A 23,549-nucleotide genomic window follows, 5' to 3' on the forward strand; every position below is an offset into this window, starting at 1 on the left:
TGAACGTGGAGTGCGTCCCGCCCCGCGCTCACTCGGGGTACCAGGTCATTCCGTCACTGCGTCGCTTCCAACGTTGCCTGTCGAGGATCTCAACGTCGGTGAGCCAGTACGTGTGGCCAGGGTTCCAGCCTGCGATGACGCTGGCCCCCTGGCGTGTGGGAATGAGCGTGCCCGCTAAAGTCAGGTAGCCGGCGACAGTGAGCTTGACACCATCCCAGTCCCTGCCAACATCGCGCCAGTTCGGGATGATCCATGGACCAGCCCGACCGGTCGTGCGGTACCAGTCCTGCCGGACTTCTGCGGTCACGTCGAGGGGGTAGGTGTCGCAGAGGTCGGCCCAGTCTTCCTCGGAGTCGATGACAAAAACAGCCGGTTTGTCGAGCGCGAGCCTGAGAACCTCCGCGTGGTCGGACGGCGGTCCATCTTCGACATACTCAAGCCCGGCTGGCACCCCGGTCACGGTCGTGCCAGAACTCGACAGCAGATTGTTCGGCGGCATCGACCACCACCTGCCGCTCCACGCGGCAGCCGGGTCGTCAGGGCGCTCCTGCTCCGACCGCCGCACAGAACGTACGAGGTCGTCCAGCCATTGACTGAGCATCTGCTCGGCCGGGAGGCCATCGCTCGGCTGTGCGTGGTCCGTTATCCACCGGACAGCCAGCTCGTCATCTCCGCAGTCGAGCGCCTCAAGGACCTGCCGATCATCGACGGCCGCGAGCGCAGAACGGACTTCCTCATCTGCGAGAGTCCGATCGATCTCGTCAGGCTCTTGCCAGTACATGGCGAGCGCGACAGCGTCGGCCAGCGCCTGGTGCGCATCGGCTCGCGACAGCGTGAGGTCGACCGTTCCGATCAGCCTCGAGATTTCCAATGCAGCCGAATGTCGTCTGCTCCGCCACACGGCCTCGGAGAGCGCCTGGCCCTCGTCGGATGACGTGAGGAGCTCGTAGAGGAACCTGCGCCTGCGCGGACCAGATGAGATGTGCATGGTTCCCCCTCACGTGAGTGAGGTGAGGACCTCATGGCGTCGGCTGAGTCAGCGCGACGACGTGGCTCCCCACCACTGGTTAATACCGGATTCGACGGCATGTTCGTCGATGGCGGCGAGCTCATCGTCGGTGAAGTCAAGCTTCTCGGCGGCCTTGACGGAGTCCTCGAGCTGGCTGACCGATGAAGCGCCGATGAGGGCCGTCGTGAGAGAGGCCTTGCCCTGGTCACGAAGGACCCAGGCGATCGCCATCTGCGCGAGCGTTTGGCCGCGGTCCGCAGCGATGTCATTGAGTGCCCGCACGTGACCGAGGATGTCGTCGGTGAAGAACTTCTTGCTGAGCTTGCCCTCGGCGAGCCGGGAACCCTCGGGGATGCCATCGAGATATCGGTCAGTGAGCAGGCCCTGGGCGAGAGCCGAGAATCCGATAACTCCCATACCCTCCTCCGCTGCTGCCTCAAGCAGTGACGGAGAATCGTCTTCGACCCACCTGTTGAGCATCGAGTAGGAAGGCTGGTGAATAACGAGCGGGGTGCCGAGGTCACGCATGATCGCCGCGGCTTCCTTCGTCGCGTTGACGGAATAGGAGGAGATTCCAGCGTAAAGAGCCTTGCCAGAGGTCACGGCCTGGTGGAGGGCAACCATCGACTCCTCGATCGGAGTATCCGGGTCCGGACGGTGGTGATAGAAGATGTCGACGTGGTCGGTGCCAAGCCGCTTAAGGGACTCGTCAAGGGAGGTGAGGAGGTACTTGCGCGATCCTCCGAAGCCATGGGGGCCCTCCCACATGTCCCAGCCAGCCTTGGTGGCGAGGATGAGCTCGTGGCGGAACGGGAGGAAGTCCTTTTGGAGAATGCGGCCGAAGTTCTCTTCGGTACTACCGGCGGGCGGGCCATAGTTATTCGCTAGGTCGAAGTGGAACACGCCCAGGTCGAAGGCGCGCCTCACAATGTCCCGCTGGGTTTGGAATGGCCGATCATCGCCAAAGTTGTGCCACAGCCCAAGAGCGATCGCCGGTAGCTGCAGGCCGGAGGCTCCACAGGGTCGGAACGGGATTTCGTTATAGCGGTCAGGTGACGGTGTGAACGGAATCATGTCTCCATGTTCCCATACGGCACCAGACTCGCCACTCGGAATTCTCGGTGTCAGCGATGCAACGCCGCTGGTAGGCACATCGCCAACCTTTTCTGCCAGGGGTCCTCACTACAATGGAGGGACCTTTTGAGGAGGTCAATGGACACATTTCTTGGTTTCGATGGTGAATTCCTCGCTTTCCCGACGTCGATAGAAAAATACTGGTTCCGGTTCCCGGAGCTGTGGCGGGAGGCGGATGAACGGGGGATGGAGTTCTCCCTCATCTACACCACCGAGTCCGCATCATCAGCCTTTGTTTTCAGCCACGACGAGACGGCCTGGATGTACACCGTCTACGAAGGTGCGGAGGGTGCTTGGGCCGAGAGAGTGTCGGGCAAATTCGTCGGCGACTACAGCGACACAGGCTGGCTCCTCGCCCAGGTCATGCGATGGCACGTCGGATGCAGGTTCCAGGCGAAGAGCCGGTCCAATCGCATGAGGCCTCCGGACGAGCCAGCCTAGCGACACCACCAGGCGACCGTTCCACCTAGGTAGCAACGCCAGCATTACAGACGCGGTCGAGTCTGCTTCCGCATACGTGCATCGCCGGCTCGGATACGTTCATCGCACCCGATCGCGCTCTTGAGCGTCGAGGTTCGCCAGGCGGCCGGATGGATCCCTCGCCGTGCGTCAGTCATCACGAACCGTGCTTGCTGCATAGACAGCGCCCGACCATCGGTCGGGCGCTGTGTTGTTCGATTGGTGGCGCTATTCCTCAGAGGTTGAGCATGTGCTTGAGAACGGTGACGACGCCGTCATCGTTGTTGCTCGGGGCAAGGTAATGGGCCGCGTCGATGATTCCTTCGTGCGCGTTTTCCATGGCGAAGGACAGCTCGGCCTCCCGGATCATCTCCAGGTCATTGAGGAAGTCACCGAACACGACCGTCTGGGTTCGTGTGACACCGAGATGCTTCTGCAGGTCGACAACCGCGGTGCCCTTATTCGCCCGGTCCGACATGATGTCGATCCAATGCGTTGCGGAGATGACAACCTGGTTGCCGTCCCAGTCGCCCGGGAACACATCGTCGACAATGTCGTCAACTCCCCGGAAATCGAAGGTCGCCATCTTAATGAAATGATCATCAACTGACTTGAGGTCATCGACGATCTCGAGGTCGATGTTGTATCTGGAGGCCTGCTCGACGAAGCGATCGTCCTGCCGCTCAACGTAGGCACGCTTGGCTCCGCCGGCGACAAGCCCGAGGTCGCGGTGGGTGGCAGCCCGGACTCCGTCGATGACACGCACGGCCGAGTCCCGGTCAAGAGGCGTGAGGGAAACAACCTCCTCGTCCTGTACGACTCTCGTTCCGTTGTCGGCGATAAATGTGCGGACCGAGTCGTGGTCCTCGAACATCTGCGCGAGCGTTGCATACTGGCGGCCACTCGCGGGCGCAAAGACGATCCCGCGTTCGTTCATCGTGTCAACGAGTGGCCAGAAGGTCTCCGGCACCGCCCCGTCATCATCGAGTAGCGTCCCGTCCATGTCGCATACGACAAGCCTGACATCGTGCTCGCCCGACTCGATCGTCGACCACTGCTCTGCCTTCACGTCCACTTCACTCCTGTTTCGTTGCACTGCCTTCCATTATCCCCGACGAGTCTGGACACGGCCGTTCCTCTCGGGACGCACCCTCCATTCCCCCTGTATCCACGCTGAATGTCGTGCCACAACCTACGCCCATGCGCGTCACGAGAAGCTCTCCTCGTCTTTGGCGGTAGAACCGCGTCGTCATGCGGGTAACGTGCGGTAGCTACTCTGCTGTCCAGCAGTCGCGGAGCCTCCCCTTCTCGCGTTTCCGCCAACTGCCCTTGCCGCCCTTGAGTTGTGCGTCACATGAGCCAGCGTGAAGATAAAAGTCAACCCCTCCCACACTCAAGGAGATGCAGTGAAAGCTCTAACCTGGCAGGGCAAGAGACATGTGAGCGTCGAGACCGTCCCCGACCCGATACTTCAAGAGCCGACCGACGCGATTATCGAAGTGACGTCAACCGCGATCTGCGGCTCCGACCTCCACCTCTATGAGGTACTCGGACCATTCATGGAGAAGGGCGACATCATCGGCCACGAACCGATGGGCCGGGTTATCGAGGCGGGGCCGGACTCGAACCTCACTGTAGGTCAGCGCATTGTCGTCCCTTTCCCCATTTCCTGCGGAACGTGCTGGATGTGTAGGAGGGGCCTGACAACCCAGTGTGAGACAACCCAGGTGCGCGAGTACGGCTCGGGTGCCGCCCTGTTCGGATATTCCAAGCTGTATGGCTCTGTCCCAGGAGGCCAGGCCGAGTACCTCCGCGTTCCGCATGCGGACTTCGGTGCCATCAAGATCGGCGAGGAGCTGGACGACCATCGGTATCTCTTCCTCAGTGACGTCATTCCGACCGCATGGCAGGGAGTGGCATATTCGGGGGTGGAAGAGGGCGATACTCTCGCGGTCTACGGGCTTGGCCCTATCGGCCAGATGGTTGCGAGGATTGGCACGCATCTCGGGGCAACAGTGTTCGCAATCGATCCGGTACCCGAGCGCAGGACGATGGCCGAACGCCACGGCATCACGACATTCGACTATTCGCCGAGCGTCAACGACGAGATCCGTGACATGACGAGTGGTCGCGGCCCGGATGCTGTTGTCGACGCTGTCGGAATGGAGGCCCACGGGTCACCAATCGGGTGGGCCGCCCATCAAGCCGTCGGGGCGCTACCCGATGCCGTTGGGCGCAAGATGATGGAGAAGGCAGGCGTCGATCGGCTCGCTGCCCTTCACGGTGCCATCGATCTTGTCCGCCGCGGCGGAACTGTTTCCCTCAGCGGCGTCTACGGCGGCGAGATGGATCCCTTACCGATGCTCACGATGTTCGACAAGCAGATTCAGTTGCGCATGGGCCAGGCCAACGTTCACTCATGGATTGATGACGTCCTCCCCCTTGTCGAAGATCCCGCCGATCCGCTCGGCACAGAAGATTTTGTCACCCACCGAGTTTCGCTTGAGGAGGCACCAACCATGTACGAGAAGTTCCAGAAGAAAGAAGACGGCTGCATCAAGGTCGTCCTGGATCCGCGATCATGAGTACGTCACTGTGGAGAGCGAAGGAGCGAAGCTACCCGACCGCGCGGCTCACTCCCGCCGCGCACTACGACACGGTCATTGTCGGCGCGGGATTCACTGGCCTCACGACCGCACTGCTACTCGCCCGCGAGGGCCAGAAGACCCTCGTCATTGAATCTCGAGATGTTGGGGCAGGGGCGAGCGGCGCCACGACAGCGAAAGCCACTCTCCTCCAGAGCAATCGGCTCTCGCAGATCGCCAAGACAGTCAACAAGGAGCTCGCGGCCGATTATCTGGCAGGTAGCAAGAAGGGCTTCGATTGGCTCGTCCAGTTCTGCGAGCAAACCTGCGTCCCCGTTCAACGGCCGAGCGCGTGGACGTTTGCGCGGACTGAGAAGGGCGTGAAAGACGTCTTGGCAGAGCACGAGATCGCCCGAGAGCTCGGCCTGCCAACGATCCTCCACGACACAATGACAGCCCCCTTCGCCGTGCACCGCGCCGTCGAGCTACCGGGCCAGCTTCAGGTGAACCCTCTCGACGTTCTCGCCGCCCTTTCGCAGGAGCTCACCGCGGCTGGCGGAACGATCGTCTACACATGCCGGGTTGTGAGCCTGGACTACGACACGACGGATCGTCGCATCGACGTCGAGACGCCCGAGGGGATCGTCACCGGCGATGACGTTGTCCTGGCAACTGCGACGCCAATCCTCGATAAGGGCAAGACAACGGTCGAGCTCTCTCCGCAACGCTCGTATCTGTGCTCCTTCGAATACGACGGGGCGGTTCCCGAGGGAATGCTCATTTCCGTCGAATCCCCCACACGGTCGTTGCGCACCGCGGAGGTGGCTGGCACCCGGTACCTCCTTGTCGGTGGCAATGGTCACCGCACCGGTATGGCGGACAGTACGCAAGCGCAGACTGACGAGATTACAGAGTGGACGCAGAAACACTTCCCCGGGGCGCGATTGACTCATGCGTGGTCTGCGCAGGACTACCACCCCGCCACGATGGTCCCGATGGTGAAAACGCTCCCCTGGGGAGAGGGCCGTATCCATTTCGCGGGTGGCTACAGCAAGTGGGGACTTACCGGTGCGCCAGCCGCCGCCCACCAGGTCACCGACATTGTTCTCGGTAGGCCGGACCCGCACACCTTCGGATCACCCAGTGCCTTCGGTACCGTCAAGGGTGCAATCTCGACCCTGTCCGACATGCCAAAGACGCAAGCGAAGGCTGCTCTCAAGGCTGTCGGGACGGATTTGCGGGACGAGCCGGAAGGCTCCGCCGCTCATCCCTCCACCGCCGAAGTCGCCGCCGACGGTAGCGCCTCGATCGACTCGACGAAGGTCGACGCCGATGCTGCGTCCGCAAAAACCGGTCACGTCGGAACGACACCTGTCGGTGAGTCAATCGTCGACGGGCGCCCCTGCCGTGTCAGCCTCGTGTGCCCGCACATGAAGGGCATCCTCGCATGGAACGATGCTGAGAAGTCGTGGGACTGCCCGCTGCACGGCTCGCGCTTCGAAGCTGACGGCACCCTGATCGAGGGGCCTGCAACGACGGACCTCGAAAGGCTCTAAGGACCGCTCATGACATTGTCCTGTCCCGCATGCGGGACAGGACAATGTCATGCGGCGTCGCTCGATCGCCTTCAGCGGCCGCGGATTCGGAAACGGACGACATCATCGTGCGAATGCTCGTTCGGAGGCGGGCCGCTTCAGGAGCCCTTCGAGGATTCCCTGGCGAAGAAGGAGATCTTGCCGTCCTGCTCGAGCACGGCGAGGCGGATGTCCTCGAGCCGTTCGAAGCCGGACTGCCGGGCGGCGCTGAGGATCTCGGTGACGGAGACGCGCTGATGCCTCATCGCGTTCGTGCGGGCCTTTCCATCGGCGACAAGAATGATCGGCGGCCCTTCGATGGCGCGGCTGGCCTTCGGCCACCTCGTGACGACGAAGTTGAAGAGGACTGCAAGGATCGCAAAGGTCGCCACGGCCATGAGACCGCCCGTGAGGGTGCGGTCCTCTCCCGTGATCCCCTGCTGAATGAGGTCGCCCATCGTGACGAAGATGAGGAGGTCGAAGGAGCTCAGCTCACCGAGAGTGGCCCGCCCAGTTGCCTTCGTTAACAGCCAGAGAAGAATGAACGCGATTCCCGCGCGCACGACGATATCCATCAGGGTAGCCTCCAGGTCGAAAGATCAATGTCTGTCTCGGATCCATCGGATGCATAAAGGCGGAGCGTCCCCCCGGTTCTCGGCTCCCACTGATCGCCGGCACGGCCCTCAATCGTCAGGATGACCTCCGTTACCCCATCCGGCACCTCGTACTCGAGGCGCATGATCTCGCTGTCCAGCGCCGACTGACCGAGGGCCTCCGGAACGAAGAGCAGATCCTCGAACATCGCGAGATACTCGCGATCGACCTCCATCCGGATCGTGTCGGGCAGTGGCTCATCACTCGCGATCGCGACCTGGACCCTGAGGTCCATTCCCGCACGGGTCGTCACAGGGTAGTCGACATCCACCCGCGCGTCCCCCAGCTCGGCCTGCCTGCTGCCGCCGAGGTCGAACAGGCCGACAAGTCCAGCGAGCACGATGAGGATAAAACCCGACAGGACGCCGATACGAGCCCACCTGCGCCACGGATGGTCGCTGTCGTGGGCGACGTCATCGAACATCGAGGCAGGCGGCTGAGGGGGCCGGTCTCGCGCAATCGGTTTCATGATCCCCGTCCTTCACATCACCGCATCGGTGCAGACGGCTGAGATCGGCCATCTGAACCGATGCGAAGGAGATGTACCCCGATTGGGGTGAGAGACAGCCTAGTCCTCAGACAGGAAAGCGCGACTCGAGATGTTAGGCGGCTCCGGCCGACTCGGAGGGCTCGGCAGGCCGTTCGCAAGGGGTGATAGGGCCCTCACTGAGCCCGACGAAGTAGGCGAGATCCCCGATCTCCAGCTTCAGCAGCTCGTATTCGGCAGACCACTGAACATCGTGACCCATGGTCGCCCCCTGGAATAAGCCCTGAAGCATGCCGGGGCTGTGACTCCAGAGCCGACGGAAGCCTGTGCCGTCGGCGAACTCGATGTGCTCCCATTCCCACCGGGCGAAGATGACGGTCTCCCACTCCCCGGCGAGCGCCTTCTGGATCTGCTCGATACTCGTGCTGTGGGCACCGCCCTGGCGACAGCAGTGGTCGATACCGCTGTCGTAGGCAATCTCGCGAGGAAGCTGAACTGCCGGCTGACGTTCGCCCTCTGCGTTCTCGCCAACCTCCGGCTGGCACTCATCATGGTCCTGCATGTCGCGCTCATCGGCGCGGTCGTCCTCAAACATGACATCTTCCTTGAGTAGGTGAAAGCCCGGGTTGATACCCGGGCTGAGCGGTGTGCTGATAGGTGCAGGGTGGCAGCTCGATTGAGCTGCCACCCTGCTGTCGGAGATTGCGAGGCTCACCGGACCGAACCGGCGACGATGACAGCAAGGGCTGTCGACGACAGTGGCGGCTCCGAGGAGCCGCCACTGAAAAGCGTTGCGTGAACCGGCGGTCCACGACTAGGTCATAGACACAAGTACAGCAGAAGGGTCGGACAAAATTATCTGTCGACCGTCATCGCGTCTTCTTTTGGCTTGTCGCAGGGTCGAACACGTTTGGATCGTCCGTCGGATTCACCCGCATCGTATGCCCGACGCAGCCCCTCTTTCCCGCCACCAGGCCCGACATACCCGTCACTGGAACCCGCCCAGAAATCGGCGAGGAGCCCGTGGACGTCGACGGGAAGTCCGCAGCCCGATCGAAGGTGGCCCGCGAGTGTACAGCCTGGATAACATCCACGTGGTTGCGACTTCTCCGAGGGTCTGTCTTAGCATCGAAACATGACGAACCCTCTTCTGACTCCCTCTGCCCTGCCGTACAGCGTGCCCGACTGGGCTGCGATTAAGCCTGAGCACATTCTTCCAGCTGCCCGCGAGGCCATGGACGACCAGCGGGCGCAGTGGAAGGGGATCGCGACCAACCCTGAGCCCGCGACCGTCGAGAACACCGTGGTGGCTTTCGATAAGTCGAATGACGTCATCAACCGTGCGCTCGCCCCCGCCTTCACGCTCTTTTCGTCGATTGGCGGTCCCGAGCTCGAGGAGATCCAAGCGACGCTCGGCCCGGAGCTCTCCGAGCACACGAATGCGTTTTGGCTCGACCGCCGGATGTTCGAGCGCTTCAACTCGATCGATCTCGGCGACGCCGATGAGGAAACCCGATACTTCGTCGAGGACACGCTCAAGAAGTTCCGACTCAAGGGCATCGATCTCCCCGAGGACGAGCAGACAAAGCTCAAAGAGATCGACTCGGAGCTGTCGCGACTCGAGATCCTCTTCAGCCAGCGCGCCACAAAGGCCATGGACGACAATGCGCTGATTGTGGAGTCGCGCGAAGAGTTGGCGGGACTGAGCGATGAGCAGATCGAGGGATACAAGCAGGAGGATGGCAGGTTCCGCCTGCCGCTCCTCAACTTCACGAACCAGCCACTCCAGATGGAACTCACGAATCCTGCAACGCGACGAGCGCTCCTCGACGCGTCGTTGAGCCGCGGGCTCGGTGACCACGACTCGTCCGACACGAGGCAGCTGGTTGTCGACATTGCGAAACTACGAGCAGAGCGAGCAGCCCTTCTCGGCCAGCCTCATCACGCCCAGGTCGTAGCGATGAAGGGAATGGCGGCAGATTCTCAGAACATCATCGACCTGCTCACGTCAGTCGCGCGCCGCGCTGTCCACGCAGTCGACCGCGAGCGCTCGGAGCTGATGACGCTCGTCGACGACGACGAGCAGGGCAACGACCTTCAGGCGGGCGATTGGACGTTTTACCAGGAGAAGCTTCGCGGCCAGGTTGCTGTCGACGATGCCGCCCTCAAGCCGTATCTTGCGCTCAGCAATGTTGTCGAGAAGGGAATCTTCTACGCGGCCGAGAAGCTCTTCGGCATCACCTTCGCTCCGCGTCCAGACATTCGCGGCTACGTCGACACAGTCCAAACGTGGGAGGTTTTCGACGAGTCGGGCGAAGCGATCGGTTTGTTCCAGGCTGACTTCTACGCTCGGAAGGGCAAGTCCGGTGGTGCGTGGATGCACTCCCTTGTTGACCAGTCGCGTCGTGCTGGCACCAAGCCAGTCATCATGAACAACGCGAACTTCGAGGAACCGCCGGCGGGACAGGAGCTTCTTCTCACGTGGGACCAGGTTGAGACCGTGTTCCACGAGTTCGGGCATGCACTCCATGGGCTTCTATCCGACACCTATTACGTGTCAACCTCGGGCACTGCGGTCCCCCGCGACTTCGTCGAGCTACCGAGCCAACTCAACGAGATGTGGGCGTATCACCCGGAGGTTCTCGCTCAGTACGCCGTACATCACGAAACCGGCGAACGTCTGCCTGGAGACCTGGCCGCGAAGCTGTCAGCGTCGAAGACATTCGGCCAGGGCTTCGCCACAACCGAGTTCGTCGCCTCGGCACTTCTCGATCAGGCTTGGCACCAGATCGGTGCCCATGAAGTGCCCGACCCTACCTCGATTGAGGAGTTCGAAGAGAAGGCGCTGAAAGATCTTGGCGTCTACCACGAGCTCGTACCGCCGCGATACCGAACCGCCTACTTCAAGCACACCTTCGGTGGCGGATATGACGCCGGCTATTACTCCTACATGTGGGCCGAAGTACTGGTCGCCGACATCGAGCAGTGGTTCGCATCAGAGGGTGCCCAGAAGGGCGATGGCGGGCTCAACCACGAGGCTGGCGAGACTCTGCGCAGGGAGCTCCTTTCGCGCGGTTCGTCGAGGGATCCGATGGAGTCGTTCACGGCTGTTCGCGGCAGGCAGCCGCGTGCCGAGGCCCTGCTCGAACGAAGAGGCCTCTAGACCGACGTTATGTGGAAGAGCGCCGTTCACATTCAGCGAGTGGCGCTCTTCGCACGTAAGACTTGCCTCGACCCTGCCGAAGAATCAGTGCGGCTGACACGCTGTGTGCTGGAACCCAGCGCTCCCTCCGCGTCATCGACAGGCGAAGCCACCCAGTGAACAACAGCACTTCTTTCGGGGCCGACCGCGGGTCGGGGATCTGTCCGGTCTACGCGTGCTCCTCGTCGAAGAAATCATCGTCGATCTCGTAGAGAATGAACTCGTGTGTCTTGTGAACAGCGACCCCGTACGCCAGCATCAACGTCGTGAGTTTGACGCCGTCGATAAGCACGATCTTGCCGTGACGATATCCCGCTGCCGTGCGAACCGCGGAGGGCTGAAAGCTCGAGGTGGTGATAAATACGCCCAGGTTCGCACCGCGTGAGTCCAAGGCGCCAATGAAGTTGCGGATCTCGGGATCACCTACCTTGTTATGATCGGCGTAGCGCTTGGCCTGCATATAAACGTTGGTCAGCCCGAGTGCGTCCTGGCGGATAATACCGTCGATTCCGCCGTCACCTGAGCGCCCTACGTGCTGCTTCTCTCCGTGGGTGCCGCCGTAACGCATGGCCCAGAGCACGTCGATAACTGCCTTCTCGAAGAACTCCGGGGAGGCTTCCTGCAACCGTCTACGCAGAGCAGTCTCCGTTTGGGCGTTGAAGGTGCTCTCAGCCGAGGCCATGACCTCGACGGGATCAGTCTCCTCCTCGGCAGGAGCGCCGTCCTCTGAAGCGCGGTCATGCTTTCTGGCAGCAATCTCTTCCTGGTAGGCAATCCAAACTGGCCACTCGAGCATGTCTTTCTAGGAGTACGACGCCAGGTTGCGCCGATCAACAGTCCGCCCATCCTCAGTGATTCGATAATGACCCCGACTGGGCCGATCCAGTAGCCTCGCCGTAGCGAGAGCCGAGCACGCCCAGTTGATCCGATTCATATAGCGATGCTCGCCCGACGCGATCTTCTCCGCTCTCACTTCCTCCGGTAGCAGCATGTTGTTCGCGACCAGTTCGCACTCTACGGATAGCGCGATTCCGCCCATCGTTGAGTACGCGAAGCGCCGCCGGACGTAACTGGCGATTGTCGGGCGGTTACGAGCGGTCATCCTCGGCTCCCTTGCCCTTCCGTGTCATGACGATTCTGCCAAGCAACTCTTTCGAAGCGCTGGTCGGCAAGACCCACAGATCTCCCGACCCCGGAGTGATATTGATTGGCGTCCCTCTGGAATGATCGGCGCCGGGGATCCAAGAACCCCGGACTACCACGACGAAGTTCAGGCAAACGCCCGTTTTTCGAACCTTAAAGCACCATGCGACTGAATGGTGAAGCGATCACCGCGCACGTCATCAACTGCGTCCCATTTCTACTCGTCCAACAATATCCGGGCACGTTCCGAGCTCTTCGAGTAGTCCAAAAGGTGCCGGTCCGTGTCAAAGATTTTCCGTAACGCGCGAAGCAAGGTCATCACTGCGTCGATCGAATTTTCTCGGACCACGCTATCTTCGGTCTTCGGATCTCCGTGCACCAAGCGGCTGCGCGCGTCATAGACGTTGGCTAACTTTCGCTTCGCCATTGCGACATCGCCGTCTTGCTCGGTCAGCAGCCTGGCGAGCGCTCCGGTAACAGATGAAACAGTGTTAGCTCGAGTGCCCACGAGGTTCTCCCATCCAGTTACGGCATCAATAAGCGCGTCTTCCGGCGCTTCGCGATAGGCGGTGGCGGCGAGCGCACGTCGGATCGCAATGCCAATCTCCGGAATGCGGAATTCTTGGACGCGAGCCGACCAGAGCTGCCAGCTGAACACTTCCTCTTCGGTTAGTCGACGTGGTGAAATTTGCCAATTACGATCAACCTCTGACCAACTGATTGGAATACCGTCAATCAAGGGATCAAGTACTGACTGCCATGCGCGAACGACAACTGGGCGAGCCTCGGGCGAAGTTAGGAGAATTCCGAGTGCGATACTCTCGAACTTGCGCTGAATCTCTTGTTGCGGGCCACTCTTGAACTCGATCCCCTGCATTTGTTCCGAATCCACAACCTTGACCGTGTAGGAGCATGTCGTCTCGAGGACGAGGTCGCCGCTATAAGCGATCGCGAGGTCTTCGCTGTCTTCGTTGCCCCGTGCAAGAGACCCCTTCAGTGGCGTGGTCCCAATGAAGATCTGATCCGTCTCGTCTACGCGGCGAACCTTCCCCCACGGAAATTCGAGACTTGCCGTGCCGGCAGGCAGTAAGACTCCCGCAACACCAATTCGGACGGGGATCTGGACATCTTTACCGGATATGGCCTCGCGTACAACTCTTAGGGACGAAACGGCAGCTTTAGCAAGCTGTCCAGCATCCGGGGCTTTATCGTGCGCCTTCGCCATCTTCCAGCCTGCCCAAATGAGAGTGTCTGCAAAGCCCATGAGCTGTCGTCGTCCCCCCAGAGAAGGGGTCACCAGACATTTTTGGTCGCTTCCGTCCTCCCCGGAGTGAACAAAGGCTTCGCTGAGCACAGTGTCAGTAATTACCATTCTCTGAAAAGGTCCACTGAGATCGTGGTTATGGACAGAAAAACTGGGGCGCGACTCTCGCTCCGTCCCCTTGCCCTTCACAAGTAAAGCCGGGTACACGCGCAGTGCAAGATCCGCCAATGTTCTCTCCAATTCGGAAAATGTGGCCGGCGCCTTGGGTAATTCACCACCGCAGTGCAGTCTCACTTCGTTCGCTAGGGAGTCGATCCCTTGACATCCGGGAGAAGCAAGATTGGCAGTCCACCTAGAGTCGACTGCCCCCTCACCGAACGGGCTAGGAGCAAACACGTCTTCGAGAGCATGCAGAAACTCCAAGGCGCCGCGTTGCTGCGGAGTCAGCGTGTGCGGCTTTCCTTGTTCCAACTCGCTCGCAGAACAATTGAGCAAGTACCCCGTCGCATCGGGTCCTAAACGCGCAAGGACTTCATCGAGCATTTATCCTCCTAAGACTTCCCTACGAGGGTATGCTTTCCGAGCCTTCTATGGACTACTCGGTTCGGGACGCAGACTGCAGGCAAAAGCTTCTCCGGGCGGAGATTCACTGTCTGGATCCTTACCTCAAGAAGCACGTGCGAGTTCCGAGTTACCGGCAATTTCCCGGTCGTGTCATTTCTCCGTAGAGACTAATCCGAAGAATCTGTCGACGAATGCTCGTAGTCGTTCGAGGACTCGTTTCTTCTTTTCTCCGTGGTTGTCGCCGTTGCCGGGGCGGGCGAAGCGGGAGACGGGGGGCAGGATCGTCATGATCTGGGTGCCGAGGTCCTGGACTTCACCGTCGCGGAGGGCTGTGGTGACGAAGGAGCGGGTTTCTTCTGCCCGGAGGCTCTCTTCGGTGATGATGACTGTAAGTTCTTGTTCGGAGCGTTGCGCGATGTATTCGCGAAGCGACTCTTCGACATCGCTACTGATGTTGACCTGGTCGACGAAGTCTTCGATGAGGTCTTTCTTGTTCCGCAGACTGGGCGAGGAGTCGATAGCGCGGCTGATTTGGGAGCGGATCTCCTTGTCCTGGCCGTTGCCGTACTTTTCTTGGTATTTTTCGACGAGCATGAGGATGTAGTCGATGTTGATCTCGACCTGTTTGATGAGCTCGATCTCGAAGACGACGTCTTCATTGATCGGCTCCTTATCCGAATCCCGGAGGCTCTTGTAGTCGTTCCACAGGTCGAGGTAGATGCTGCGGTAGTCCTGCTCCTGCCGCTCACTGATCAACGCCTGACCATCGAACTCATCGAAAGAGGTGAGAATGTTCTGCAGCTTGAGGATCGCACCGAACAGTTGGATGAAGTCCTTCTGCGCCGCCTCACTGACGATCGGCTCACCAGCCTGGAAGGTGGACAGGAGTTCGTGGACCTTCTCGGCGTAGTCGCTGTAGTACTCCCCATAGGGTTTGAGCAGGACAATGCCCTTGGCGTCCTTGTTCCCGAACAGCTCCAGGGCAGCATTGGTCTCGTCTTGCAGGTTCCGGAAGGTGACAATGTTGCCGTAGGTCTTGACCGAGTTCAGTATCCGGTTCGTCCGCGAGTAGGCCTGGATGAGGCCGTGCGCGCGGAGGTTCTTGTCCACGAAGAGGGTGTTCAAGGTCGTGGCATCGAAACCAGTGAGGAACATGTTGACCACAATGACCAGATCAATCTCACGGTTCTTCAGCTTTTCGGAGAGGTCTTTGTAGTAGTTCTGGAACTTGTCCGAGGACGTGTCATAGCTTGTCCCGAACATGGCGTTGTAGTCCTCGATCGCCCCCTCCAGGTAGGTGCGAGCATCCCCCTCCAAGGCAGTGGGGTCGAAGTCCTCCTCGGCAAGGATCCCGTCCTCGACCGGATCATTGGCACCATAGGAATAGATCAACCCCACCTTGAGCCGCTTGTCCGGAACGAGGTCCGCCTGTTGTCTCTTGAATTCCTCGTAGTACAGGCGGGCCGCGTCGATCGAGGCTGTCGCGAACAGAGCGTTGAACCCGCTCAGGCGCTTATCGCCGAGCGTGTACCGCTCGTTGCGCTTGGTCTTCTGGTCGAAATGCTCCAGGACGTATTCCACGACCTGACGCAACCGCTCAGGTGCCAGCAATGCTCTTTCGGTGTCGATCGCAGAGACCTGCTTATCGATGACGTGGCCGACCTTGATCGTATTGAGGTAATCCATCCGGAACGCCAGCACGTTCTTATCCGCAATCGCGTCCACAATCGTGTACGTATGCAGCCTCTCCCCAAAGGCCTGCTCGGTCGTCTTCAGCTGAGCATTCCCACCAGAGCCGGCATTGGCGGAGAAGATCGGGGTGCCCGTGAAGCCGAACAGGTTGTACTTCTTGAATGCTTTCGTGATCGCCACATGCATATCCCCGAACTGGGACCGATGACACTCATCAAAAATGATCACGATATGGCCCTGATAGACCTCATGACCCTGGTTAGCTTTGATGAACGTCGAGAGCTTCTGGATCGTCGTCACCGAGATCTTCTTATTGACCAGCGTCTCCCCGCCACGCGTGCCCAGCACCGCACCCACCGGCGTGGACAGCTGCTTGGCCAGCTGGGCGGTGTTCGTGCTGCCGTTGACCGACCCCGGTGAGAACCGCTCGTATTCAACCATCGTCTGATAATCCAGGTCCTTGCGGTCGACCACGAACAGCACACGATCCACCTCCGGCATGTCCGCCACGAGCTGGGCGGCCTTGAACGAGGTCAGCGTCTTACCCGACCCCGTCGTATGCCACACATAGCCACCCGCCTCGACCGAACCGAGCTTCTTGTAGTTCGTCGAGACCTGAACCTTCTGGACGATCCGCTCGGTCGCCACGATCTGATACGGGCGCATCACCAACAGCTGACGATTCGAGGTCAACACACAATACTTGGTGAGGATGTTGAGCAGGGCATGCTTGGCGAAGAACGTCTTCGCGAACGCCATCAAATCCTGAATCGGCCTATTCGTCGCATCGGCCCACCACGACGTGAACTCAAAACTATGCGACGACTTCGGCTTCCGCTTCTTCTTCGACGCCTCCTCCAAATGATGACGCCTCGTCGTATTCGAGTAATACTTCGTCAACGTCCCATTCGAGATGACGAACAGCTGCACATACTCAAACAATCCAGAGCCGGCCCAGAAACTGTCCCGCTGATACCGGTCAATCTGATTGAACGCCTCACGAATGTCCACGCCGCGGCGCTTCAACTCCACATGCACCATCGGCAAACCATTAACCAAGATCGTCACGTCATAACGGTTGCCATACCGGGCACCACCCTCACCACGCTCAACCTCGTACTGATTCAAAACCTGGAGACGGTTGTTGTGAATGTTCGTCTTGTCGAGCAGCGTGATGTTCTTCGTCGAACCATCCTCACGCTCAAGAAGCTGAACATGATCCTCCTGGACCCGCACAGTCTTCTCAACAATCCCCTCGTTCGCCCCCGCAAGCCGATGAGCAAAAAACCGCTCCCACTCCACATCCGTGAAGACAACGCCGTTCAGCCGCTCCAACTGAGCCCGCAGGTTAGCGACCAAGTCCGCCTCGGTCGTGATCCTCAAACGTTCATAGGCCTGGGATTCCAGCTGGCGAATAAAGGCGCGTTCAAGCTCAGACTCCGACTGAAACGACCGCGCCGACACCGGCTCAGCAAAATACTCAGCAACAACCGTCGACTCAGCCGACACCGCAATCGGATCAAACCTCCGGACTACCCCATCTCTCACACCCGCAGCTCCTCGAACGACAACAATTGGTCCCGATAAAACTCATACTGTTGACGACGCGCCACAATCTCAGCCGGCAAACCGATAGCCAAGTTGTTCAGCAGACCGTCGAACTGATCCAGAAACTCCACGATGCGCTCCTGATCAGCCCTTGACGGGACAGGGATTCCCAACTCTGCCAAGCCTCTCGACGACAAGCGCTTGACCTTTCCGCGCGCGACGTACTTAGATTTCTGACTTTGGAATAGCGAACTCTGCGTCGCGTATACAACGTACTTCGGGTTGAGGTCGCTGGCGAAGGCAAAGGAATCATCGTGGAAGGCGACCTTCTCATCGCCGAGCCATGCCACAGCCTTGCCAACGCCTTCAACAGTCTCGCCAACCCCGGCAAAGATGACATCGCCTGGATTCGCAAAACGAAGCTGGTGCGCGAGTTCCGGGCGGACAAACTTCACCGTCTGCGAGGCCCAAACTCCATACTCTGTATAGATCTCCCCGTAATGAATGCTTGGCAGGCCCGATTCGACTTCATCCTTCTTCGTGAATCGCCGGCCACGAGTGAACGCACCGATTGCGCCGAGTGGGACACTCGGCGCATCCATCGATGCAAACATCGAGTCCCGATACCAAGCATACTGACTATCCCGTGCTTCCAGCTCTGCTTCCAGCTCTGCTTCCAGTTCGGTGAAGGTGTCTAGGATACGCACAATCTCCTCCTGCACCTGAAGAGGCGGCAGAGGAATGGTGAACTTCGAATATGTTCCAATCCAGTGCCGACTGTGATCTTGCGGCGCGTAATGAATTGTCCGCATCGCATAAAAGACGTATCGCAGACTGGCACTGGCAGAGGGCTTCAACGTAAGGAGCTTCATCGCAGAGGACTTTGCTTTGAAAGGAAAGTCGACCCAGCGGAAAGCAGTAGTGAAGTCGTCGAAGATAAGAACCGGAGAATCAGGAGATGCGCTGTAGACCCCATGTTCCTCATCGGTATATCCGAGCACAAATGTCTTACCTGCGGTCAACACTGGCGTCCGGAAGCTTTCATCGTAGTTAGTGCTGGCGACTAGATACTTGCCGGGCTGCTCATACTCGAGGAGGTCACCCAGAGGTACGCGCTTCACTCCGTCGGGGCAGTGTTGTTGGATGAGTTCTTGGATACGAGTCGATTGGGTCATTTGGTGGCCTCGAGGTCGGCGACGATCTGGTCGATAGATGCCCTGAGCTCGGCTTGGCGGGTGACGATCTGGTCGATGCGGGCGTTGAGTTCGGTGATGTCGATGACCTCGCGGGTGTCTTCGGTTTCGACGTAGGAGGAGACGGCGAGGTTGTAGTCGTTGTCGGCGATCTGCTCGTTGGGGATGAGCTCGGCGAAGTATTCACTGCCCTCGCGCGCCACGACGGTGTCGAGGATGGTTGTGCGGTTGGTTTCGCTGAGCTTGTTCTTATTGCCCGAGCGGACGAACTCTGCTGAGGCGTTGACGAAGAGTATCGAGTTGTCGGTCTTGGACTTCTTCAACACGATGATGCAGGTTGCGATGGTGGTGCCGAAGAACAGATCGGTAGGCAGTTGGATCACGGTGTCGACGTAGTTGTTGTCGACGAGGTATTTGCGGATCTTCTTCTCTGCCCCGCTACGGTAGAGCACGCCGGGGAATTCGACGATCGCGGCGGTGCCGTCGACTGCGAGCCAGTGCAGCATATGCATCGTGAACGCCAGGTCGGCTTTTGACTTCGGCGCCAAGACCCCAGCGGGTGCGAAACGGGGATCGTTAATGAGCAGCGGGTTGGCATCGCCATCCCACTTGATTGAATAGGGCGGGTTGGACACGATCGCCTCGAACGGTTCATCGTCCCAATGGGCTGGGTCTGTGAGTGTGTTGCCGTGGGCGATGGAGAATTTCTCGTAGTTGATGTCGTGGAGGAACATGTTGATCCGGGCAAGGTTGTAGGTCGTCAGGTTGATTTCTTGCCCGAAGAAGCCTTCGCGTACGTTGTCCTTGCCAAGAACCTTGGCGAACTGGAGGAGCAAGGATCCTGAGCCGGCTGCGGGGTCGTAGACTTTGTTGACCTCGGTCTTACCGATCACGGTAATCCGGGCCAGCAGTTCGGAGACTTCTTGTGGGGTGAAGAACTCGCCTCCAGACTTGCCAGCGGTTGAGGCATACATTGTCATCAAGTATTCGTAGGCGTCGCCGAACAGGTCGATCGAGTTCTCCTGCAGATCACCCAACGGAAGCTCACCGATCGCGTTCAACAACTTGACCAGGTTCTGGTTCCGGGAGGCGACGGTGGGGCCGAGCTTGGAGCTGTTGACGTCGAAGTCATCAAACAGCCCTTTCAGGTCGTTCTCGCTCTCCGTCCCCACAGCCGATCCCTCGATGCCGCGGAACACCGCCTCGAGCGTCTCGTTCAGGTTCGCATCGCGCTCTGCACCGGCTCGAACGTTGGCGAAGAGCTGCGAGGGAACGAGGAAGAACCCCTTCTCCGCGACGATGTCGCCACGCACCGACTCCGCAGCCTCGTCACTGAGCTTCGCATAATCGAAGTCAGAGTCGCCGGCGTCGTGCTCCCAGCGGTTGATGTACGATGTCAGGTTTTCTGACACGAACCGATAGAAGAGGGTCCCCAGCACGTAGGCTTTGAAATCCCAGCCATCAACCGACCCGCGCAGATCATTCGCAACCCGCCAAATAGACTTATGCAGCTCAGCACGCTGAGCCTCCCGCGTCGTAGGCACCATAAGACTTCATCTCCCGCACACCTTAAGAGGTGCATTAGCAAGTTCTCGCCGGCCAAGCCCGGCGCAACACTTGTTATCCGTGCGCACCTGGAGCTACCCCTCAGCGGGCATCCAATATGCGCTTGACGTTCATGATTATCCCACCTCCCCAGGCACAATCCGGCCGTAGGTGCCTTACTCTCGGCAATGTTGCCGAGAATTGCCGCCTTGAAGCAAAGGGTCAGTGCTCAGTTTGGTTGAAGCGCACGGTGGTATAGGCCCAACCAAGCGGCGCGCCCATTGGATCCATGCTGCGGTCTACCGGTCCCGCTCGCCATCCGTAAACCCATGCGAGCGTGGCTGGCCAAACCGGCACTCTACCTGGATGCAAATTCTGACGTTGGGCCGCGTTTTCTTGCCAATCTTCCATGAGCTTCCGGAGACACTTGTTTCTCTCAAGCCACAGATGCCGGCGATGAGGTTTGTGGCGCCATTTGTAAATGGGGATGTTACGACGGAGCCCCTCCGCCACGAGCCACCGCTCTCCAAGGGAGTCTGTGACGATCGCTGCTGGCCCAAGCAGGCCCCCTCCCGCGGGAGGGGGCGGGACCTCAATCGCAATGTGACTTTCAGGAAGGAGGTGCGAGTTCCAAGGCAGGTGCGGACCAATGAGCTGCCAGGACACTGGTTGCGAGCGGTTCAAGACATACTCGGGTCCGACCAGATTTCCCACCTGGTGCACAATTACTGGAAACTCCCCGCTATTAAGGACAAGAATTCTCGCGGGACCAGACCGTGAACCACTTGATCGATTGATCTCATCCTCAGCGCCGATCTCGTTAACGAAAATCGCGTCAGCGTGACGATTCTTAAGCAACCGACTTTCGCGACGATAGCTGAACAAACTTACAAGTAGCGCACCGAGGGCGATACAAATGGCGATGACTGAGAGCAGCGGTGGTTGTTCCATTGTGCAATTCTGCCCGAGAATTCGCGACGTTAAGCTCTTGAGCGTCGCCTAACTCACTCTTTCCCCGCGTGACTCAATCCTCATGCTCGTCGCTGGAAAAGCCTCTCGCTTGCGTCTTCGGTTCGATCGAACGCACGTTGTCAACCCGTAGCGTCTACCGAGGGTCGTCACCTCCTACTGATACGACACAAACTGCGGCATCGGCTCCACCGCGTATGTTTCTTCCGGCGTCAGCATGGGAAGGTCTTCGTCGAAGAAGTTCTTCCAACCCCAGGCAACTCCCTCCGGAGCATCCTGGTGAAGGGTCCACCACGTGTCGTTCTTGGTCGACTGGCTCCCCTGCCCATCCGCATGGATGAGGAGCGCGACTTCTGAACGGGACTGATCAAGCTGGTTTCGGTCGCGGATCATCTGCAGCTGGAACTGGTGAAGGATGATCATCTTCTGCGGCAGGGTGTTCTCGCGGACATAGTCCGCGAGGTAGTTGACTTCCTCGATCTCGACGTGCCCGATCCTTGTCAGTGGCATCTCATCAGGATCGAGCCGCCATTCCGGATCCAGCGCGATGCCGACATGCGGGTAGGCGAGCAGCTCCTCATACAGCTGGATCTGAGAGAGGAAGTCCGACCGGCCCGGCTGGAAGTCGAGGACAACGTATTGACCGGCCTCACCTGCTGCTTCGATGAGCGGAATGAACCATTCGATGGCGCCTTCGTTGGAGTAGTTCCCGTCATCACCAGCCTGTCCGGCGGCGACGGTCACGATGATCTCCTGGGCCGGAATGACCGTGTCGTCGGTCAGGGCTCGGTAGGGCTCTGCCATCTCCTCAGCTCGGTCAACTGTCGCCGGCACATCCTGCTCCCCCAGCACGCCCAGCGCGGGTGTGATGGGTGAGCCATAGAGGGCGATGTAGCGCTCCCCGCCGAACACGAGCTGCGTCCCACCCGGAAGTTCGACACCCGTCGAAGCGGTCGACAGCTGCCACTCGAAATCCTCGAGTTCGCCTTCGAAGATCCCGAGGGTGACATCGGCCGATGACGCTGCCTGGATTGCCTCCGACGAGCTGCGTGGATCTAACGGGGACTTTAGTAAAACGGTTGACTAGACATTTTTGTCACAGTACGGTAGCCGCATCAGGTAAAACGGTTTACTACCGTTGAGTGGATATGCCCGGGGTGGCAGTTCCGCGATCTGAAGGGCCGGCAGCGCCGGCCGCCGACAAAATGGCAAGGGAGCCAATAATGAAATACAACAAGCCGCTCAAGTTGGGCGCCCTGTTTACGGGAGCGCTGCTCGTTATCACTGCCTGCTCGTCCGATACTGATGAGGCGGGCGGCGATTCTCAGGAGCCGATCGAAATTATCGGCGCCTTCACCGGTGAGTCTGCCGATGCCTTTAGCGAGGACCTCGCGGCCCTCTCTGAGGAACTCGGCATCGAAGCGACCTACACACCGCTACCCGATTTCGAGACGGTTATTCAGAGCCGCGTCGCCGGCAATGACCGCCCCGATATCGCGATCTTCCCGCAGCCGGGCCTGCTGTTCGATCTGGCTCGCGATGGGGAGCTTAAGGCCCTTAACGACGCGATCGACGTCGACTCGAAGGAGCTCGTGCCCGGTCTCATCGACACCGTCTCTGACGACGAGGGATCGGTGTTCGCACTGCCCGTCTCGATGAACGTCAAGAGCCTCGTCTGGTACCCGGTGCCGGAATTCGAGGAAGCTGGATACACCGCGCCCTCGACACACGATGAGCTCGTCGAGTTGACTGAGACAATCAAGGCCGATGGTGTCGCGCCCTGGTGCTTTGGTATCGAATCAGGTGCCGCAACCGGTTGGCCGGCAACGGACTGGGTCGAGGAGTACGTGCTCCGTGTTGGTGGGCCCGAGGTCTACGACCAGTGGGTGAGCAACGAGATCCCCTTCAATGATCCCGTCGTCCAGGAAGCCGGCGAAGCTATTGACGAGCTGCTTCTGACCGAGGGCAACGTCTACGGCGGCCGTCAGGCGATCGCTGCGACTAACTCGAACGATGCGGTGCTTCCGCTCGTTGAGGACCCGCCGAACTGCTTCATGCACCGCCAGGGCAACTTCATCACTGGCGTCATGCCAGACGATGTTCAGGCGGATCTTGAGAACAACGTCGGCGTCTTCCTGCTCCCCCCTTACGAGGGTGGCTATGACGGTCAGCCGATCCTCGGCGGCGGCGACTTCGCAGCTGTGTTCGATGCCGAGAACGAGAACGTTATCCGCGTTCTCGAGGGTATCTCCTCCCCCGAGTTCCCCAACAAGTGGGCTGAGGCGAGGGAAATGATGTCCCCGTACACGACATTCGACACGAGCCGTTACGGCAGTGCGATTCTCGAAGAGATCGCGGGCCTTGTGGCAGATGCTGACACCTTCCGTTTCGACGGCTCGGACATGATGCCGGGCGAGATCGGCACGGGTGCTTTTTGGCGGGAGATGGTCTCCTGGATGAGCGATCAGGTCGACCTCAACACCGCCCTCGACAACATCGAAGCGGCCTGGCCAGCGAGCTAGTCCGC

The 23,549-nt window shown here is 59.6% G+C and carries 18 protein-coding genes; 5 read left to right on the top strand and 13 right to left on the bottom strand.

Annotation, left to right across the window (positions count from 1 at the left end; all coding sequences use genetic code 11):
- Nucleotides 1-28: 28 nt before the first annotated feature.
- Together H7E91_RS10125 and H7E91_RS10130 are read right to left on the bottom strand one after the other, a co-directional pair.
- Nucleotides 29-988 (bottom strand): hypothetical protein, encoded by a 960-nt coding sequence (locus H7E91_RS10125; RefSeq protein WP_182354984.1) that lies wholly within the window; start codon nucleotides 986-988, stop codon nucleotides 29-31.
- Between the two features lie 48 nt (nucleotides 989-1,036).
- Nucleotides 1,037-2,083: an aldo/keto reductase gene (locus tag H7E91_RS10130; RefSeq protein WP_194309245.1), complete on the bottom strand. Its 1,047-nt coding sequence runs from the start codon at nucleotides 2,081-2,083 to the stop codon at nucleotides 1,037-1,039.
- A gap of 138 nt (nucleotides 2,084-2,221) precedes the next feature.
- Here H7E91_RS10130 and H7E91_RS10135 point away from each other — a divergent pair, with 138 nt between their 5' ends.
- Entirely contained in the window at nucleotides 2,222-2,584 is a 363-nt protein-coding gene (locus H7E91_RS10135; RefSeq protein WP_182354985.1) for a hypothetical protein, read from the top strand.
- 253 nt (nucleotides 2,585-2,837) lie between these two features.
- Here H7E91_RS10135 and H7E91_RS10140 read toward each other — a convergent pair whose 3' ends face one another.
- On the bottom strand, nucleotides 2,838-3,671 hold the full coding sequence (locus H7E91_RS10140; protein ID WP_206680415.1) for a Cof-type HAD-IIB family hydrolase: 834 nt from the start codon (nucleotides 3,669-3,671) through the stop codon (nucleotides 2,838-2,840).
- A 337-nt stretch (nucleotides 3,672-4,008) separates the two neighbouring features.
- Here H7E91_RS10140 and H7E91_RS12170 point away from each other — a divergent pair, with 337 nt between their 5' ends.
- Both H7E91_RS12170 and H7E91_RS11580 read left to right on the top strand, forming a co-directional pair.
- Nucleotides 4,009-5,187, top strand: coding sequence for an alcohol dehydrogenase catalytic domain-containing protein (locus H7E91_RS12170; protein WP_182354986.1), 1,179 nt, complete (start codon nucleotides 4,009-4,011; stop codon nucleotides 5,185-5,187).
- Nucleotides 5,184-6,743 (top strand): FAD-dependent oxidoreductase, encoded by a 1,560-nt coding sequence (locus H7E91_RS11580; protein WP_206680416.1) that lies wholly within the window; start codon nucleotides 5,184-5,186, stop codon nucleotides 6,741-6,743. The genes H7E91_RS12170 and H7E91_RS11580 overlap by 4 nt, the downstream gene beginning before the upstream one ends.
- 137 nt (nucleotides 6,744-6,880) lie before the next feature.
- On the opposite strand, the gene H7E91_RS10155 is transcribed toward H7E91_RS11580, so the two are convergent.
- From H7E91_RS10155 to H7E91_RS10165, 3 genes are all read right to left on the bottom strand, one after another.
- Nucleotides 6,881-7,336, bottom strand: coding sequence for a DUF421 domain-containing protein (locus H7E91_RS10155; RefSeq protein ID WP_182354987.1), 456 nt, complete (start codon nucleotides 7,334-7,336; stop codon nucleotides 6,881-6,883).
- Nucleotides 7,336-7,884, bottom strand: coding sequence for a hypothetical protein (locus tag H7E91_RS10160; RefSeq protein ID WP_182354988.1), 549 nt, complete (start codon nucleotides 7,882-7,884; stop codon nucleotides 7,336-7,338). The genes H7E91_RS10155 and H7E91_RS10160 overlap by 1 nt, the downstream gene beginning before the upstream one ends.
- Before the next feature lie 133 nt (nucleotides 7,885-8,017).
- Nucleotides 8,018-8,497, bottom strand: coding sequence for a hypothetical protein (locus H7E91_RS10165; protein ID WP_182354989.1), 480 nt, complete (start codon nucleotides 8,495-8,497; stop codon nucleotides 8,018-8,020).
- 540 nt (nucleotides 8,498-9,037) lie between these two features.
- Between H7E91_RS10165 and H7E91_RS10170 the strand changes: the two genes are divergently transcribed.
- Entirely contained in the window at nucleotides 9,038-11,065 is a 2,028-nt protein-coding gene (locus H7E91_RS10170) for a M3 family metallopeptidase (RefSeq protein WP_182354990.1), read from the top strand.
- A gap of 208 nt (nucleotides 11,066-11,273) precedes the next feature.
- On the opposite strand, the gene H7E91_RS10175 is transcribed toward H7E91_RS10170, so the two are convergent.
- The 7 genes from H7E91_RS10175 to H7E91_RS10200 all read right to left on the bottom strand — a co-directional run bounded on the left by H7E91_RS10175 (nucleotide 11,274) and on the right by H7E91_RS10200 (nucleotide 21,934).
- Nucleotides 11,274-11,900, bottom strand: coding sequence for a restriction endonuclease (locus H7E91_RS10175; protein ID WP_241698537.1), 627 nt, complete (start codon nucleotides 11,898-11,900; stop codon nucleotides 11,274-11,276).
- A 6-nt stretch (nucleotides 11,901-11,906) separates the two neighbouring features.
- On the bottom strand, nucleotides 11,907-12,206 hold the full coding sequence (locus H7E91_RS11850; protein ID WP_241698538.1) for a winged helix-turn-helix domain-containing protein: 300 nt from the start codon (nucleotides 12,204-12,206) through the stop codon (nucleotides 11,907-11,909).
- 258 nt (nucleotides 12,207-12,464) lie between these two features.
- Complete coding sequence (locus tag H7E91_RS10180) at nucleotides 12,465-14,054, bottom strand: hypothetical protein (RefSeq protein ID WP_182354991.1); 1,590 nt, start codon at nucleotides 14,052-14,054, stop codon at nucleotides 12,465-12,467.
- Nucleotides 14,055-14,225: 171 nt separating this feature from the next.
- Nucleotides 14,226-17,315, bottom strand: a complete 3,090-nt coding sequence (locus H7E91_RS10185) for a type I restriction endonuclease subunit R, EcoR124 family (RefSeq protein WP_182354992.1) — start codon at nucleotides 17,313-17,315, stop codon at nucleotides 14,226-14,228.
- The gene (locus H7E91_RS10190) at nucleotides 17,312-18,490 is read right to left on the bottom strand and encodes a restriction endonuclease subunit S (RefSeq protein ID WP_182354993.1); all 1,179 of its coding nucleotides are present in this window, start codon (nucleotides 18,488-18,490) and stop codon (nucleotides 17,312-17,314) included. The genes H7E91_RS10185 and H7E91_RS10190 overlap by 4 nt, the downstream gene beginning before the upstream one ends.
- Nucleotides 18,487-20,055, bottom strand: a complete 1,569-nt coding sequence (locus tag H7E91_RS10195; protein ID WP_182354994.1) for a type I restriction-modification system subunit M — start codon at nucleotides 20,053-20,055, stop codon at nucleotides 18,487-18,489. The genes H7E91_RS10190 and H7E91_RS10195 overlap by 4 nt, the downstream gene beginning before the upstream one ends.
- Before the next feature lie 1,123 nt (nucleotides 20,056-21,178).
- Nucleotides 21,179-21,934: a hypothetical protein gene (locus H7E91_RS10200; protein WP_182354995.1), complete on the bottom strand. Its 756-nt coding sequence runs from the start codon at nucleotides 21,932-21,934 to the stop codon at nucleotides 21,179-21,181.
- Between the two features lie 311 nt (nucleotides 21,935-22,245).
- Between H7E91_RS10200 and H7E91_RS10205 the strand changes: the two genes are divergently transcribed.
- Nucleotides 22,246-23,544: an ABC transporter substrate-binding protein gene (locus H7E91_RS10205; RefSeq protein ID WP_182354996.1), complete on the top strand. Its 1,299-nt coding sequence runs from the start codon at nucleotides 22,246-22,248 to the stop codon at nucleotides 23,542-23,544.
- Nucleotides 23,545-23,549: the final 5 nt, after the last annotated feature.

The organism is Flaviflexus huanghaiensis (assembly GCF_014118685.1).
Taxonomy (GTDB): domain Bacteria; phylum Actinomycetota; class Actinomycetes; order Actinomycetales; family Actinomycetaceae; genus Flaviflexus; species Flaviflexus huanghaiensis.

Excerpts from the sequence above, each read along its gene's own strand:
- H7E91_RS10175 (WP_241698537.1), bottom strand. The coding sequence starts at position 11,900 with ATGCTCGAGTGGCCAGTTTGGATTGCCTACCAGGAAGAGATTGCTGCC.
- H7E91_RS10130 (WP_194309245.1), bottom strand. The coding sequence starts at position 2,083 with ATGATTCCGTTCACACCGTCACCTGACCGCTATAACGAAATCCCGTTC.
- H7E91_RS10180 (WP_182354991.1), bottom strand. The coding sequence starts at position 14,054 with ATGCTCGATGAAGTCCTTGCGCGTTTAGGACCCGATGCGACGGGGTAC.
- H7E91_RS10195 (WP_182354994.1), bottom strand. The coding sequence starts at position 20,055 with ATGGTGCCTACGACGCGGGAGGCTCAGCGTGCTGAGCTGCATAAGTCT.
- H7E91_RS10165 (WP_182354989.1), bottom strand. The coding sequence starts at position 8,497 with ATGTTTGAGGACGACCGCGCCGATGAGCGCGACATGCAGGACCATGAT.
- H7E91_RS10155 (WP_182354987.1), bottom strand. The coding sequence starts at position 7,336 with ATGGATATCGTCGTGCGCGCGGGAATCGCGTTCATTCTTCTCTGGCTG.
- H7E91_RS11580 (WP_206680416.1), top strand. The coding sequence starts at position 5,184 with ATGAGTACGTCACTGTGGAGAGCGAAGGAGCGAAGCTACCCGACCGCG.
- H7E91_RS11850 (WP_241698538.1), bottom strand. The coding sequence starts at position 12,206 with ATGACCGCTCGTAACCGCCCGACAATCGCCAGTTACGTCCGGCGGCGC.
- H7E91_RS10160 (WP_182354988.1), bottom strand. The coding sequence starts at position 7,884 with ATGAAACCGATTGCGCGAGACCGGCCCCCTCAGCCGCCTGCCTCGATG.
- H7E91_RS10190 (WP_182354993.1), bottom strand. The coding sequence starts at position 18,490 with ATGACCCAATCGACTCGTATCCAAGAACTCATCCAACAACACTGCCCC.
- H7E91_RS10135 (WP_182354985.1), top strand. The coding sequence starts at position 2,222 with ATGGACACATTTCTTGGTTTCGATGGTGAATTCCTCGCTTTCCCGACG.
- H7E91_RS10125 (WP_182354984.1), bottom strand. The coding sequence starts at position 988 with ATGCACATCTCATCTGGTCCGCGCAGGCGCAGGTTCCTCTACGAGCTC.
- H7E91_RS10170 (WP_182354990.1), top strand. The coding sequence starts at position 9,038 with ATGACGAACCCTCTTCTGACTCCCTCTGCCCTGCCGTACAGCGTGCCC.
- H7E91_RS10205 (WP_182354996.1), top strand. The coding sequence starts at position 22,246 with ATGAAATACAACAAGCCGCTCAAGTTGGGCGCCCTGTTTACGGGAGCG.